General features: G+C 36.7%; 14 protein-coding genes and 1 tRNA gene. 5 read left to right on the top strand and 10 right to left on the bottom strand.

All coding sequences use genetic code 11. From position 1 onward, the window contains the following. The first annotated feature begins 20 nt into the window (after positions 1–20). On the top strand, positions 21–623 hold the full coding sequence (locus AOLE_RS04165; RefSeq protein ID WP_013197025.1) for a TetR/AcrR family transcriptional regulator: 603 nt from the start codon (positions 21–23) through the stop codon (positions 621–623). A gap of 325 nt (positions 624–948) precedes the next feature. Here AOLE_RS04165 and AOLE_RS04160 read toward each other — a convergent pair whose 3' ends face one another. Continuing rightward, complete coding sequence (locus tag AOLE_RS04160; protein ID WP_013197024.1) at positions 949–1,566, bottom strand: TetR/AcrR family transcriptional regulator; 618 nt, start codon at positions 1,564–1,566, stop codon at positions 949–951. Between the two features lie 108 nt (positions 1,567–1,674). On the opposite strand from AOLE_RS04160, the gene AOLE_RS04155 reads away from it, so the two are divergent. Next, positions 1,675–2,538, top strand: a complete 864-nt coding sequence (locus AOLE_RS04155; RefSeq protein WP_013197023.1) for a metal-dependent hydrolase — start codon at positions 1,675–1,677, stop codon at positions 2,536–2,538. Positions 2,539–2,607: 69 nt separating this feature from the next. On the opposite strand, the gene AOLE_RS04150 is transcribed toward AOLE_RS04155, so the two are convergent. The 6 genes from AOLE_RS04150 to AOLE_RS04125 form a co-directional block, all read right to left on the bottom strand. Continuing rightward, the gene (locus tag AOLE_RS04150) at positions 2,608–3,177 is read right to left on the bottom strand and encodes a TetR/AcrR family transcriptional regulator (protein ID WP_035331513.1); all 570 of its coding nucleotides are present in this window, start codon (positions 3,175–3,177) and stop codon (positions 2,608–2,610) included. A gap of 645 nt (positions 3,178–3,822) precedes the next feature. Continuing rightward, positions 3,823–4,248 carry a hypothetical protein gene (locus AOLE_RS04145; protein ID WP_013197020.1) on the bottom strand — a complete coding sequence of 142 codons (426 nt, stop codon included), beginning with the start codon at positions 4,246–4,248 and terminating at the stop codon, positions 3,823–3,825. A 214-nt stretch (positions 4,249–4,462) separates the two neighbouring features. Then, a complete protein-coding gene (locus AOLE_RS04140) occupies positions 4,463–5,206 on the bottom strand; it encodes a hypothetical protein (RefSeq protein WP_081399267.1) in 744 nt (247 codons plus the stop codon). A gap of 293 nt (positions 5,207–5,499) precedes the next feature. After that, positions 5,500–6,378, bottom strand: a complete 879-nt coding sequence (locus AOLE_RS04135; protein ID WP_005307722.1) for a MetQ/NlpA family ABC transporter substrate-binding protein — start codon at positions 6,376–6,378, stop codon at positions 5,500–5,502. A 466-nt stretch (positions 6,379–6,844) separates the two neighbouring features. Next, positions 6,845–10,843, bottom strand: coding sequence for a delta-poly-L-ornithine synthetase PosA (posA, locus tag AOLE_RS04130; RefSeq protein ID WP_013197018.1), 3,999 nt, complete (start codon positions 10,841–10,843; stop codon positions 6,845–6,847). A 279-nt stretch (positions 10,844–11,122) separates the two neighbouring features. After that, complete coding sequence (locus AOLE_RS04125) at positions 11,123–12,025, bottom strand: LysR family transcriptional regulator (RefSeq protein WP_013197016.1); 903 nt, start codon at positions 12,023–12,025, stop codon at positions 11,123–11,125. A gap of 107 nt (positions 12,026–12,132) precedes the next feature. Between AOLE_RS04125 and AOLE_RS04120 the strand changes: the two genes are divergently transcribed. Both AOLE_RS04120 and AOLE_RS04115 read left to right on the top strand, forming a co-directional pair. Beyond that, positions 12,133–12,456 (top strand): nuclear transport factor 2 family protein, encoded by a 324-nt coding sequence (locus AOLE_RS04120; RefSeq protein WP_013197015.1) that lies wholly within the window; start codon positions 12,133–12,135, stop codon positions 12,454–12,456. Beyond that, on the top strand, positions 12,456–13,238 hold the full coding sequence (locus tag AOLE_RS04115) for an SDR family oxidoreductase (protein WP_013197014.1): 783 nt from the start codon (positions 12,456–12,458) through the stop codon (positions 13,236–13,238). The genes AOLE_RS04120 and AOLE_RS04115 overlap by 1 nt, the downstream gene beginning before the upstream one ends. Positions 13,239–13,343: 105 nt before the next feature. Here the strand turns inward: AOLE_RS04115 and AOLE_RS04110 are convergent. Both AOLE_RS04110 and greB read right to left on the bottom strand, forming a co-directional pair. After that, positions 13,344–13,433, bottom strand: a tRNA-Ser gene (locus tag AOLE_RS04110). 89 nt (positions 13,434–13,522) lie between these two features. Continuing rightward, complete coding sequence (gene greB / locus AOLE_RS04105) at positions 13,523–14,017, bottom strand: transcription elongation factor GreB (RefSeq protein WP_004790517.1); 495 nt, start codon at positions 14,015–14,017, stop codon at positions 13,523–13,525. 372 nt (positions 14,018–14,389) lie between these two features. On the opposite strand from greB, the gene AOLE_RS04100 reads away from it, so the two are divergent. Continuing rightward, positions 14,390–15,502, top strand: a complete 1,113-nt coding sequence (locus tag AOLE_RS04100) for an MltF family protein (protein ID WP_023274147.1) — start codon at positions 14,390–14,392, stop codon at positions 15,500–15,502. 90 nt (positions 15,503–15,592) lie between these two features. On the opposite strand, the gene AOLE_RS04095 is transcribed toward AOLE_RS04100, so the two are convergent. Further along, positions 15,593–15,976 carry an SCP2 sterol-binding domain-containing protein gene (locus AOLE_RS04095; RefSeq protein WP_002118641.1) on the bottom strand — a complete coding sequence of 128 codons (384 nt, stop codon included), beginning with the start codon at positions 15,974–15,976 and terminating at the stop codon, positions 15,593–15,595. Between the last annotated feature and the right edge of the window lie 107 nt (positions 15,977–16,083).

The raw sequence follows: 16,083 nt of genomic DNA, 5'->3' as shown, positions 1-16,083 counted from the left end.
GATACAAAATGGAGAACAAAATGAACAAAACCGCAGGTCGTGGCCGTCCTCGTAATTTCGATCGAGATGCTGCATTAGACAAAGCAATGAATCTATTTTGGCGAAATGGTTATGAAGCAACATCGATTAATGACCTGACAAAAGAGATGGAAATCAATCCGCCAAGTCTCTATGCTTCTTTTGGAAATAAAGAAAAGTTGTTTATTGAAGCTGTTGATTATTATGTAAAAAGCTTTGGCAATTATCGAATTGAGGCACTTCAAGAGTCTTTAACAGCTCAAGAAGGCATTAAAAATTTGTTAATCAGAACGATTGACCAATTTTATAGTAAGCCTGATAAAACCGGTTGTTTAGTCGTATCCGCAGCATTATCAGGTTCATCTGAAAGTAAAAATGTCCAAGAGATCTTAAGTAATGAGCGTAGAAAGACTGTTGCTCTCATCAAAGCAAGACTTGAGCAAGGTCAAAAAGATGGCGATGTAGCTGAAAGCTTAAACTCGGATGTATTAGCAGATTACTTTGGCATGATACTGTTTGGTATCACGATTCAAGCAAAAGATAATGTGCCTGTTCAAAACCTATACGAAAGTGTAGAAGTAGCTTTAAAAGCTCTAAGAAACTAATTTTAATGATTCTATAATTGAAATTATTTTTTTTGATTTCAACTTAATTCATTAAGGTGGTTTTGCTTGGACAGCTAATAAGGATTTCAGTTGAATGGAAATAACTACTTAGTTTTTCTTACTTTTATTGTTTCCTAACTTTTCATTTCAACTCAAGATTAGAAATAAATAAACTTCCTTACGACGATGTCATTATTCAAAATACATTCTAAGTTTTAAATTTTTAGGCTTCCATACAATTCTATTTTTTCAATATGAATCGTTGGAAGCCTTTAATTTGAAATGCATTTAGGGGGCTAAAAAACACAAATTTTCAAACAGAAAATTAAACCACCTTATTCCTATCATCTTCTATGTATGACATCGTAATATTAATTAAGCAGTCAACTAACTCTTCAAAAGTGAAACCCATATTTTGTGAAGCAAAAAAGTTCATCGTTAAAGCAATGCTTGAATGAATCAAAATATAAACCATCATTTTTAAGTTTTTGATTTTTAATACTTCAGGATGCTTCATGGCATATTCAATCGCCAATACATTAATCGCTTTTACAGCTTTTACATGACTTGCTTCAGTACTATATTTAGAAGAAACACTGAGCCAATAAAAATATTTATTATTATCCTTCGCCAAAAATTCACCGATTTTTAAAAAAATTCTTCTGATTGCTTCAGGGATCTCTAAATCCAAAATTTCTGGAATTACGTCATAAATGACTTTGGATATTTCCATAATAAAGTGCTGCTGCATCTCAATAAAAAGTGCTTCTTTATTTTTGAAATACTCATAAAAACTTCCCGATCCTACGCCTGCTATCTCACACACTTTAAGTACAGTGGTATGGTCCAAGCCGTTTTTCATAACAGATATAAATCCTGCACTCACTATAGACTCAAATGTGTTTTTAGCTCTATTTTGTTTTGGTTTTCTTATAGTTACCATTGTTTTTTATCCTTCAAAAAATCCGTCTTTTTTCCGTATAAATTCATTGATAAATTCTAGTTGAAATCAAAATTTGATCAATTGTTTTTTAAAGATGAGTTAAAAAAAATGAATACAGCTCTCGCTACAAATCAAAAAATTGTTCGTCGTAATGTTGAACTTTCTTACGATGTGAATAAAAGTTACTCTTTTTATTATGAAGAAAATCCTGTCGTTACGTCTTTATTCGTTGTACTTTCAGCTATGTTTCCCCCAGGTGAAATGTTCTTTATTGAAAGTATCAGAAATGTTCGAAATCAAATTAAGGATGAAAAACTTTTAGAAGATATCAGAGCCTTTATTGCTCAAGAAGCCTTTCATAGCCGTGAACATAAAACACTGAACAATCATCTCATCCATTCTAATTATCCTGAAGTAATCGAGATTGAGGCCAAAACTAAAGCACGATTGGATAAATTACGTAAACTTTCAATAGTCGAACAAGTCGCGGCGACAGTAGTTATGGAACACTACACAGCTACTCTCGCTCGCCTATTACTCACAGACCAGTTAATTAAGCGAAAAACTACACAAGAGAGCAGAAATCTTTGGGAGTGGCATGCACTCGAAGAGCTTGAACATAAGTCGGTTGCATTTGATGTGCTAAATGCCATCGGTGGCAACTCGAGTAAAAATAGAAAACTCGCTTTAGCTAGAGTTGCAAAACTTATCATGCCTATTATGTTTGAATATTGGATAAAAATTTTAAAAAGGAAAGATATTAGATTTAGCTTAAAGCAGTTAAAGGATGGTGTTTATTTAGGATTTGGAGGAGTTAATCGGTTAGGAATTTTATCGAAAGCATTTGTGGATATGCTTGATGTCAGAGATGAAAATTTTAATCCTTTACACATGCAAACCGAGCAATTAGAAGCCGAATTTCGAGAAAAGCTATTTGGCCAACGAGGTTTTTTGAAAGAGTCTCTAAGCTAGAAAAACAATATATAAAGCCCTCATCTGAGGGCTTTTAGAAATTTGATTTCCTTTAAAAATGTGTAGAGATTACATAGGATCGCCAAATTTAAACTGCTTCAAAAAACATTCTAATATCATCTCTCTATTCCCTACTTGACCCGAGCTTAAAAGCTGAATAATCGCGCCTTCAATCATATATAAAAATAGTTTGGCATCCTGAAAGGAAACATCGGTTTTTAGTTTTATAAGTTGGCTATAGATTTCATTCAGTAACCACGTTCTATACCTCACTGCGATTTGATAGGCTTTGGGATAGGTCAGTTTTGTTTCAAAAATGGCTTTAAATAATAAGTAGTACAGCCCTTCTAAATCGGTATGTAAAAGATAAAGTGTTTTAAGTTTATCCATCACATCTGCACCTTGGTCGTAGTCAGCAATTGATACTACTTTTTCTTTTAAGCGTTCTTTTTGAACATTCAAACAGATTTCGATAAACCGCTCTTTAGAGTGAAAATAATGATAAAAAGTCGCTTTGGGAATTTGAGATTCTTTCACGATTTTGTCGATTCCAACGGTATGAAATCCGTGGTTGTGAAACAGATTAATCGATTTATTTACGACTTGTATGGCACGTGGGGAGATCACTAAATGTCGCATAGTTTTACCGTTATAAAATTCTTGTTGTAGATAAGCGAGATACTTTTTTGGGAGAAAAAAAGGCATAGCAAAGCCGTAAAGACTGTGCTTAGCACATCTCAAGTTTTATTGTTGATTAAGTTTTTTGGTCGTGACGAATTAAAGCCTGAAAAGCGCAATGGCCATCAAACTGCTTTTAAAGTTTAAGTCGTGTCGATATAGACTTTGGCAAAGGCTGCCAAGAAATTAAGAATGTGCAAAGCCAACTCCTTTTTATTGGGAGTTCCGCCAGACATGAATAGGAATTATGGTGGCAGAACGAAAGGGGGTTAGCAGACTGGTCAAACGTGGCCAGCACACCCGAAGGTGTCCCCCTCCCGTTCCGCCGCAGAGGGGGCACGAGGGCTCAACACTAAAAGTATGAAACTTTTAATGTACGTTTGATGCGGTCTGCTAAAACCGACTGGCAATGTGGCCAGCAGGCAAAGGATAGTGCTCCGCCCTATTGCAGTCAAGCACACAAAATGACATTTGCTTTAATTTAGATCATTAAAAAGTAAGGATAAATAATAGGAGAGTTATTGTTAAATGAGGGTTTATAAATGAGAGAAAAACAATCTTAGGAGGCTGTTTTATTTGAGCTAGAAAGATTTTCTATAAGCTGTATTACTTTAATTTTAAATAATCTTCATAACTCATTGTCTCTAAAACGTGTAATTTACTTATTTCTAGTTTTTTCATAATATCTGGAATCAAAGATGCATTAGCTAAAAAGAGCTGATCAGTTCTATCAAATCCACCTTGTAACCTTATTTTTCGATTTTGAACATAAATATCCATCAACCGCTGCTCTCTTAGACTTTGTATAATGATGGCTTTATATTCATCAAAATCTATTTTTTTATTATCTTTAAAAGAATACTCATCAAAAAGTTGATAGTAAAAGTTTAAGAATTTTTCTTCCCCATTTAAATATTCATCCAAGCTATTATTTTTCAATGAGATGTCGTAGCAAATGATATTCGATTGATCAGCTTCTACTTCTGAAAGCCAATGATCAAAAATAGAAATAGAAATGACCGTGTCCCACATAAATTTACTCAAATTACTAGAATTTTATAAGGATACATTAAGAGCTTTTCAGCGTATAAAATATTTAATTCAACACTAAATAATTTATAAACCTCTCTTTGCTACAACCATGACAGCAATTGTTTTTTCTAAAAACTTAGGACTCTTCTCATTAATTCTGGTAACAGCCCATAAGACTGCCGACTTAATCTCAGAAGAAGCCAAATAGAGCTTTTTAGTAAGGTTGAAACCAAGGTTTTTTGGGCTTAGTTCCCATATATGCTGGACTAACTTTAATTGGCCCCTGACCTTTTCCGCATTCTTGAACACCCCACTCACTCGGACGAAAACGTGCATTAGCTCCATCGGGTTCAGGTTTACCAAATTCTTTTGCAATATCATAATGAATAGATGGAATTTCAAACAGTACGATGTCCCCACGAGAACAGGCGATGGTGGGACGTTTCGTATCGTAAACCCATTTACCATAACCATTTCCCTCATTAGGATCAAAGCGCATAACTGGACCTATTTGCTGATCCCATGCCAATTCCATTCGAGGAGGCTCCATCGCAGTGACCCATATTCCTGCGACTTTTACAGGATGAGGGAAACGTACAGCTTGTAATCCACGTAAACTCAGGGGTAATTGTGGCTCACCGTTGTCAAAAGCATCGTAACGATTAATTAAACTCCCTTTGGGAATCAACAATTCGCCATATTGTACATCTTGAGATAAAACGAAATGACTGCGACTTTCTTTGTAATGCTGCTCAAGTGCGAACTCATACTTTACCGATGCAGTCATATAAAATAAATAACCTGCCCATAGGTCACATATCAATGCCAATACAGTAATAAACAATGTCTTTCGAGAAAAAAATCTCACAGGCTTTTGAGCCTTCTTTCGCCAAAAGAATAGTGCTTTCACCAATAAGCCTAGTGTTAGTACAACACCGATCAATGGTGCAATAAACAACAGAAAAATTGCAAAAAAGGAGAATGGTTGTATTGGTATCATAATTGTTAAATCTTTAACTTCATATTTTTCAAAGGTGAGTCCTAAGAAAATTGTATATCTGTATTAAAAATAGGCATTGCTATTTAATACTTATATTTTTAAATAAATATATCTTTTTCTCAATTTCAAATAATGGGCATTATATGAATTATAAAAATAAAACGAACCCAATAACGCTAATCTAAATAAAAAAGCTAAGCCCCGATCACCGAGGCTTAGCTTTGAAAAATAATTTTAAATTAAAAAATTACTTATTTGATGTCAGTAAACTCAGAAACAGGTTTGTTAACTTCAACTTTTGTACCTGCAAATTTTTCGCTCACAAACTTTTGTACTTTAGGTAAGTGGTAAAGTTCACCCAATTTCGTATAGATCGGGTCATTTTTATTCGCTTCAGCCACACCTAATAAGTTCACATAAAGCTTTGTAGACTGGTCAATAGGTTCACGGAAGATAGAATCTTTCAGTACGTTTAAGCCACCTTCAAGTGCCAATGTATTACCTAATACAATTGCATCAACGTCGTTTTTAACACGAACTGCTGTTGTCATTTGAATTGGTTTTAATTTTAAACCTTTAGGGTTTTCAGCGATGTCATTCGTTGTCCCTTTTACAGGGTCAAAGTCTGGTTTAAGTTTAATAAGTTTAGCAGACTGTAATAATGTTAATGCACGCGCTTCGTTAGCAGTATCGTTTGGAATCGCGATTGTAGCGCCTTGTGGGAACTCATCAACAGTTTTAACTTTATTTGCGTAAAGACCCATTGGTTCCAAGTAAGTCGTCGCAACAGCCGCAACTTTAGCTGTATTTGAAGCGTTGTAAGCTGCTAAATAGTTAAATGACTGGAACGCATTTACGTCTTGTTCGCCACTTGCTACAGATGTATTCAACACAACGTAGTCAGTCAGGTTAGTTACTTCGAGTTTAATACCCGCTTCTTTAGTTTCAGGAAGCGTTGCAACATATTTCCATACGTCAGTGTCTGAACCTGTTGAAACAAGTTTAATTGTGCGTACTGACTCAGTTTTGTCTTTAGCTGGTGCTGAATTTTCAGTTTGTGCAGGTTGTTTATTACATGCAGTCAGTGTGAGTACAGATGCACTGAACAGGACACTAAATAATTTTTTCATAGATACATCCTAAAATAGGAAACGCCTACTCTACAAAAGAGCGAGGCATTCCCAACCATTGGGTCGAAATGCAATATTTGGCTGGAAGTAATTCCAGATATATAAGGGTTTAGAAGCCTGAATTCAGCCTTATTTCTTCCTTGATCTTGCTCGCTGAACAACAGAATTATGTTTTGAATCAGTTTCTAAATATTGGATCATCATATATCAATAAGTGAATATTCTACAAATAACTTGTTCGATTTTGATATATAGATGTGCTCTTGGTAAGGGACTGATAATAAAAAATATATTATATAAATAAAACAGTTTTGATTAAAATATGTACTTATTTGATTTATATGAAATTTTCAGGATTTGTTAGCAATATTTAAGCTAACTATGACTGTAATTTATGCCGTATGCATAAAAAAAGCCTCTGTTTTCACAAAGGCTTTTTAAATTAGTTAGTTAAGCTCAGTTTCAATTACTTATGAACCCAAGGCACAGCTGGTGAGCCAATCCACGCAGATTTAGCAGGAATATTTTCACCTTTCATAACCAACGTTAATGGCCCTAACACTGCATGATGGCTAACATTAGCGTTATATAAAATAATACTACGTGAATTTACAACCACATCATTTCCAATATTCACTTGTCCAATTTTCATAATACGATCTTCAAACAAGTGGGTTTGTGGGCCTGAGAAGCTATTAAACTCTGCACGGTCACCAATGCTTACACAGTCGAACTCAGTAATATCAGCCGTATCCATGTAAACATCTTTACCAATTTGAACACCCAAAATACGTAAGAAGAATGGCAGCATTGGCGTTCCTCTTAAGTAGTTTAAGAAGTTTGGAATGGCAACTGATTCATATAAGCTGGTAATCCCTTCACTTAACCACACAAACATGGTCCACATTGGCGCTGAACGTGGTTGATAACGACCAATTAAAGTCCACTTCATCAATGCAACAATAATGAAACAGCCAACACCATAGAGTAAACCAGCAAGCGTTAAAGCCAATAAACCAGTTGGGATGTTGTATTTATTAATAACATCGATAACTTCAAGCACAATCATATAACCCACACCAATTGCGAGTGCGGCTGGTAATACAACACGAAGGCCTTCAATAAAACCACGCATGAAACGGCGCTTGAAGCTTGGTTTAAACGTTAAGTGGTCAGGATATTTTTCGGCAGCTTCACGTGCAGGCAATAATAATGGCGGCGAACCAAACCAAGTTTGACCATCATACATTTCAAGGTTATCTGGTGTTTTTGACTGTACGCCAATTAAAACGTTATCTGGTAAAACAGTTCCATCAGCAATATAAGCACTGTTTCCGACAAAGCTACGGTTACCGATTTTGGTCGATTTTAATGTCATCCAACCGCCTTTGATCTCTTCATCACCCAACATTACCGCATCGGCAATAAAGCTTTCTTCTCCCAAAGTCAGCATTTCAGGAATAACGCCATTTGCGGTAGAAATTTCAGTATTTTTACCTACTTTCGCCCCTAACATACGGAACCATGTAGGTGCATAAATCGTAGCAAACAGGCCGTGCAATGTTTGTAAGCTTGTTTCTAAAATTTGAGATGCAAACCATTTACGATAATAGGTGCTGCCATGAACAGCGTAGGTTCCAGTCTCAAGACGAGGCAATGCAATTTTGCGTATTGCTGAAGAAATGACAGCAGTAATCATCATCATCATTGCACTAGCTGGAATCGCTAAAGCAAAATAATAAAGTGCGATTTGCAGGTGGTTATTCGGATTGATATTAAATACGTTTACATCTAACCAATCGACCAAAAGGAAACTTGGGAAAATTGGAATAAAGAACAGACAAGCAATGATTAACGCACTAACACCATAATATCCATATTCAGCAATCTTACGAATAAACGATAATTTAGGACGTTCTGGCATTTTAGCGTGTTCATCTACATGCCCTATTTTCTTAGCTGGCGTACCATCCCAAATTTCTCCTGCCGGTACAACCGTGTCATATTCAATTGAAGTTAAGGCATTTACATGAGCTTGTTTTTCTAACACTGTATTTTCTTCTAATACAGCATATGAACCCACATAACTATCTTCTTTAAGGTGAATTGAACCCAACACCAAATGTCCATGTTCGACTTTGGCATTTTCTAAATTCACTTGAGAGCCAATACTCACGCCATCTTCAACAGTTAATAAAGATGGCATGCGAATATGAACTGAACTAATGGTGACATCATGTCCAATTTTTGCGCCCAGTGCTTTTAAATAGAGGTTAAGTAAAGTTGAACCTGACAATAAATAAACTGGTGAAATATTGCTAATACGGTCTGCTAACCACCAACGGAAATACGTCATTCCCCAAAGTGGATAACGTCCAGCACCAATGCCCAGCATTAATAATCGTTTCACCGTAATTGAAAGTACAAAACTACTAATAATAACGCTGATATAAACCAATAGAGACAACGCGATTGCATATGGAATGCTGTCTCGGGTTCCACCTGTAAAATAGTGATAGGTAAAGAATGGTGCTAACCACTGCAAAATATTAATCGAAATTAAAACTGGAATAGTCGCAAGCTGTGCAATACCGCATAACCATTTATAAGTTTGATTACGCGGGTTGTCTTGCCCAATCTGGCTATCAAATAATGTAGGTTCTGGCTGTTCTAACATTAGAGCAGCAATTGCTCCCACTCTTCTCGCTTGATATAAGCTTTGAATTGTAAGATGGCTATATTCTTGATGTTCACGCAGGTTTGAAATTAAAACGGCTGCTAACAGCGAATGCCCACCTAAATCATCAAAGAAATCCGAATCTAGTTTAATCGGCATGTTCGGAAACAGGCGGTTTAAAATTTCAAATAAAATTTCTTCGGCTGGATTTTGCGGCTGATCAGATTCACTGCGGTCAATCACACTCGTAAGTGGTCTTACTTTTAACGCTTTACGGTCAATTTTTCCAGATAATAAACGCGGTACTTCTTCAATAATCTCAAAACGATTCGGCACCATATAAGGTGGTAAACGTTGAGCTAGAGTATGACGAAGTTGCTTAATTTGTATGGGCTGTTTCGCATCAAGCTCAGCTGCAATAAAAGCAATAAGCTGATCAATTCCGTCTTCTTGACGTAGAATTACAGCCGCAGTACCAATACCTTCAATATCACAAAGTGCCGCTTCAATTTCACCGAGTTCAACACGGAAACCACGAATTTTCACCTGATCATCGGCACGGCCTAAGCAGTGGACTTGCCCAAATTCATCAATTTTTGCCAAATCACCAGTACGATAAAGTAACTCTTCATCCGCACTCATTGCCCAAGGGTTTTCAATAAACTTATCAGCCGTTAAATCAGGTCTGCCTAAATAGCCTGGTGCTACACTCGGACCGAAAATACACAGCTCACCTGTTTCACCTTGAGGCAGTAATTCTCTTTCAGCGTTAATCACCAACATGCCATAGTTTGGTAAAGGTTTACCAATGGTGACGGGTTTACCGCGTTCTAACGACTCAAGACTTGCAGTAACCGTAGTCTCGGTTGGGCCATAGGTATTAAACATTTGATGGTGAGGTAATGCCCAACGGTCCACCAGTGAGTCTGGGCACATCTCCCCACCTAAATTAATAATTCTTAAATTAGGTACATCTTCAGGGAACAAAGCCAGTAAGGTTGGAACCGCATGTAAAACAGTAATTTGTTCCTGCTTTAATGTTTGGCATAAACGTTCAGGGTCACTGACAAGCGACTTAGGTGCAATCCACAAAGTTGCACCAACCAAATAAGACAGCCAGATTTCTTCAAACGACATATCAAAAGCGACAGAAAAGCCTTGATAGACTTTATCCTGCTCTTGAATATCTAAAATATTATTTTCACTACGTAGAAAGTGACAAATATTTTTTTGAGTAATTACAATCCCTTTCGGCTTACCCGTTGAGCCTGACGTATAGATAATATATGCAGGTTGATCGGAGGTCGTTCTAGCTAAAGGAATATTTTCACTGAGTGGCTTTTGAAGTTCAGTATTTGTCCATTTTGTTTGTGGCACTTCAGCTAAGTGTTCATACCATTCATCGGTAGTAATCATCCCAACAGCTTCGGCATCTTCAAGACAAACCGCAATACGGTCGGCTGGCGTATCCATATCAAAAGGAAGCCACGCTGCACCACTCAAACAAATCGCCAATTGGGCTTTTAAAAGCTCAATACCACGAGGTACCCATAACCCAACAATATGACCTGGTTTTACCCCTCTTATTGTCAAATGTTGAGCCATAATTAAGGCTTGCTGATATAACTCCCCATACGTCAACGTTTTATTTGCTTCAATTAAAGCTGTTTTATCTGAGAGATTTTGAGCAGTTTGAATAAAAATATCGGCGAGTACTTCATCTTGCAAAAATTCGGGGTGAAATTTACCACGAATAATATTCTTCGAACTTGTTACGAATTGGTTCATTTTTTATAACTCACTTTAATTTTTTGATTTAGCTAAAATAAAGTCATGTTTGAGTTTTTCTGACCTATTAAAGAAATCAATTGCTATGTAATAAATTAAAGAGTTGAACTTAAATGAAGATTAAAGTTTTTATTTTAAGAATGGAGAGTGAACTATTAAATGAGAAGAACAAACGATTTTTATTACTTATAAATCAAACTAAGATGACAATAAGGAAAAATATAGGCACATATTTTTATAAAAATTAAATAGCGTTATTCAAAATTGATATATAACAAATTACTTATTGCACAAGGCTACTTCACGAACTAGGGCAAGAAAGGCTTTCAAACCAGCAGATTGGTTGCGTCTTCCTGAATAATATAAACAGAGACCAGACATACAAGGCATCCAATCGTCCAAAACAGAAATAAGTTGACCTGACTCAATTTCAGCACGAACATCCTGTTCCATAAAGTATCCTAGGCCAATGTTCTCTAATACTGTAGCTCTTGATAAGCTTGCTTCATCAAGGGTAATCGGTCCTTGCACATCAATTTGAATAATTTCTCCATTTTTTTCAAACTTCCAGCTAAATAGTGCACCATCAGGAAGACGTACTCGAATACATTTATGTCTAAAAAGATCTGTTGGTATTTTTGGCTTTCCGTAACGCTCCAAATACTCAGGTGAACCAACAACAACATATCTTTGAAGTTTACCAAGAGACACTGCAATCATGTCACTTGGAACAAGATGGGCAACTCGAATACCTAAATCAAAACCATCAGCAATAATGTCAACAAGTTTACCCTCAGTCACCAAATCAATATTCATTTCTGGGTAACGTCGGAGAAATTCGATAATCACAGGAGAAATAATTTCTCTCGCTGCAAATGCGGCCGCATTGATTCTTAATGTACCTGAGGGTGTTTCTCTCTGCGAACGTACAATATCTAAGGCACTATGAATATCCTGAAGAGCAGGCCCGACTTGTTCTACAAAAAGTCTGCCTGCTTCTGTCAATGAGACACTACGTGTTGTTCGATTAAACAGACGTACACCCAAATTTTCCTCTAATTTACTAATTGCATGACTTAAAGCTGTTGTAGACATCCCAAGTTCAATCGCAGCGCCACGAAAAGTTCCTCGCTTGGCGATTGCCATTACTGCTTTTAGATCATTTAAATTTGCTCGTTCCATTATCCTGATTTATTCAACTAAACATCCCATTTTATACGGATTGTTAGAACAATCGTCAAATTATAAAATTTAAAACATCAATTTAGATCATTCAAAAAGAGCGACTCATGAAAGATATACCAGAAGTGGTTAGTGCATACTTTGATGCTGATCAAGCGAACGACGTAGATGCTTTAAACCAAATTTTTTCTGACTCTGCCATTGTTGAAGACGATGGCAGTCTATACAGAGGAATTGTGGAAATTCGTACATGGTTGCTGACAATGAAAGAAAAATACCAGTACTCACTTGAAATTATTGAGGTTTCTAATACAGACCATATCAGCACGGTTTTAACACAAGGGAGTGGCAACTTTCCAAATAGCCCTGTGAAACTTAAGTTTCAGTTCACACTTGAAAATGGCAAAGTTGTTAAATTGAGGATTTATTAATGGAAGATTTTATTACTTTAAAAGGAAAACGTGCCTTAATCACTGCGGGTACAAAAGGTTCTGGCGCTGCCACAGTTCAATTATTCCATGAACTCGGCGCAACAGTACTAACTACTGCTAGAACTCAACCAGATTATTTACCGAATAATGCACATTTTGTTTCTGCTGATCTCACAACTCGAGAAGGTTGTGAAGCTATCGTCCAAGCAGTACAAGAGATATTAGGGGGTGTGGATATAATTATACACATGCTTGGTGGTTCATCTGCACCAGCAGGTGGATTCGCAGCATTAACCGATGAAGAGTGGTATAAAGAACTTCACCTAAATCTGATGCCTGCAATACGTATTGATCGTCAACTAATTCCCAATATGATTCAGCAAGGCCAAGGTGTTGTAATCCACGTTACGTCAATACAACGTTCACTTCCATTACCAGAAGCTACGACAGCTTATGCTGCTGAAAAAGCAGCGCTAGCGACTTATAGTAAAAGCCTGTCAAAAGAAATATCTCCCAAAGGTATTCGGGTTATTCAAGTCTCTCCAGGATGGATTGAAACAGAGGCATCTATTGCTCTTGCAGAGCGACTGGCTTTACAAGCTGGTACAGATTACGAGGGTGGTAAAAAGATAGTTATGGATTCAATCGGAGGAATTCCTATTGGACGACCAGCTAAACCTGATGAAATAGCAAATCTTATCGCCTTTTTGGCATCATCCCGTGCGTCTGCAATTACAGGTACTGAATATGTTATTGATGGTGGGACGATTCCTACAATTTAATAGTCATATTGAATCACACCTATACTGTATTTTCTCTTCACTTGAGCAGTTTTAAATTACAGGTAAAAAAAAGCCCTCGTCATTAACAAGGGCTTTTTAAGAATTTGGCGGAAGCGGTGAGATTCGAACTCACGGAGGACTCACACCCTCGTCGGTTTTCAAGACCGGTGCATTAAACCGCTCTGCCACGCTTCCAACGAGCGCTATAATATAAATAAAAACTCAAGTTGGCAAACCTTTTATTTAACTTTTAATTCAAACGCTCAAAATAAATACAAATTAATTTAGTTTTCTGGATTTTCGTTCTTTTCATAGCGAATTGTATTGATATACCAAAGCTTTTTTCCAGATGGCGTGTGTACTTCAATCTCATCATCGACTTCTTTGCCGAGCAGTGCACGAGCCATCGGCGATTCAATTGAGATATGCTGCGGGTGATGATCATAAATTTCATCGATCCCTACAATACGTAAAGTTTTTTGCTCGCCTTCTTCGTTTTCAATCTCTACCCAAGCGCCGAAGTAAACCTTACCATCTTGTTCAGGAGCGTAATCAATGATTTTTAATTCTTCTAAACGTTTTCCTAAATAACGTACTCGTCGATCAATTTTTCTAAGTAGCTGCTTATTGTATTGATAATCGGCATTTTCACTGCGGTCACCTAAGCTTGCAGCCCAATTCACTTTCTTTGTGATTTCTGGTCGTTCTTCATGCCAAAGTTGTTTTAATTCAGCAACTAATTTGTCATGCCCAGATCGAGTGATTAAGTTAGATTTCATGATTAAAAACCACTGTTCAACAACATATCGCTTACAAGATGTAGCATTTTATACCCTATTTTCTCATATCAGAAGTGTATAAATTTTCTTCCTTAAGAAATTCATGTGTTTATGATGATATATCGAATATTTAATTGTACGAAATTTGACAATACTTTTTTTCAATACTATGATGCGCGCAGATTAAATGTTGAGCAATTTTTAACCTTCTAGAAAACTATGTAGATTTTCTACACAGTTTGTTTTTTTCATTTCATGTCATTTTGAATGACGTCATGACTGCCCACCCCTTATTGAATTTATCAACTTTTAGAAGTTATGGCAGCTTTTTGTCTGACTTTTGGGGCATAAATTACCTGTAGCGGAGACAACATGCACAGTAATTCAAGTTCAGGGTCGAGGCTTTGCCTTAACTCTTTATTTTCTTCTCTCCCGTTAAAAGCACTTGCACTCAGTACTATGCTTTTTCCATTTCATAGTATTAATGCAGGAAAAACCCTACAGTACAATACTGTAGTAAATACAAACACTTTAACTGTTGTTGCGGTAGAAAGCCCGACAACCGTTTTCAAAGAAGATCAGTTTTTACATGGTTTTGGTTACGACTTAGCCCGTAACTATGCACAAAGCCTTAATGTAAAGCTGGACTTTAAAATCGTGGCAGACAATGCCACTGCACTTAGATGGGTTCAGCAAGGTAAAGCAAACTTTGCGATGACGACCGCTGGTTTAAGTACCATCGAGAACAAAGGGTTGATGTCTTTTTCTGCAAGTTGTGGTGACACAGTCGATTTGCAAAAAAATGGTTTAAATCCTGAGTTAAGCTGGGTGTTTAAACAAGCTGATGATCCCCTCACCCAGACCGCTAGTGGCTTTGTATGCCAAAGTAAGCAAAATGGTGTGACTCAACAACTCGCTTCTTTCTATAATCGTAATGTGGTGAAACCAGAAGCTTGGTCAACTATTCAACGTGACTTAACGACGCGTTTACCGATTTATAAAGCAAGCTTTAAACAAAGTGCAGCTAAATACGATCTCGACTGGCATTTACTTGCCGCAATTGGTTATCAAGAATCATATTTAAAGCCAGAATCTGTTTCTCCCACAGGTGTTCGTGGCTTAATGATGCTGACCAATAGCACTGCTCGAGCAATGGGTGTGAGCAATCGTAGTGATCCAGCTCAAAGCATTCAAGGTGGCGCGAAGTATTACGACCAGATGTTAAGTGAATATGATGATATTCCTTTCCCTGATCGGAACTGGTATGCGCTGGTGGCCTATAATATGGGACCAGGTGCGGTAAACCAGATTCAGAAGCGCTTGCAAGCACAAGGGAAAGATCCAAACCAATGGGTTAATCTCTACAATTATTTGCAAAGTAACAAAGCGCGTAATGGTCGATATAAGCAAGCGGTTCAATATGTCACTCGTATTCGTGCTTATCTTGAACATATCAAAACAGCGCAAACACGAATCAATATCTAATTTTATTATTTAAAAGTTGATAAATTCTTTGTTTGTATGAATAAAAAGCTTACCTCTTGGGGTAAGCTTTTTATATGAATTCTTTTAGATTTAAGCTGTATGCTCTAATACTTTCTTAAACAAATCTTTTTGTTCTTGGCTTGGCTTGGCTGTTTGTAAAGCCATTAATTGAGACATATCGCCTTGAACTTTAATTTTACCAGTCATGAATGCCTGCATAGCAGCAGCCATATCAAACTCTAAGAATACTTTACGTAAAGTTTCAGCATCCATATTTAAAGTTGTTTTGGCATTTGAAGACAAACCTTTTTGGATTTTACCCCCATCTAAAGCTAATTCGGTATTTCCAGAAGCATCTGTAACTACTAAATTAATTGCCAAATTCGCAAGAGCAGGTGGCAAATTAAGATCCCCTGCTTCAGCAGTTAATTTTTCGACAGTAGCAAACCAATCTTCAGTTAAAAATGCAGGCATGATTCTTCCTCAAATTTATTTGTTCAATTTCTCTAGTTGTCTATCCAGACAACATCATGTGAAGCAATTCTGCTTGAGCGTTGTTATAGCATGTAATTTAAATTTTG

The sequence above is a fragment of the Acinetobacter oleivorans DR1 genome (assembly GCF_000196795.1).
In the GTDB taxonomy this organism is placed as follows: Bacteria; Pseudomonadota; Gammaproteobacteria; order Pseudomonadales; family Moraxellaceae; genus Acinetobacter; species Acinetobacter oleivorans.
This window is presented reverse-complemented; position numbering and strand designations above follow the sequence as displayed.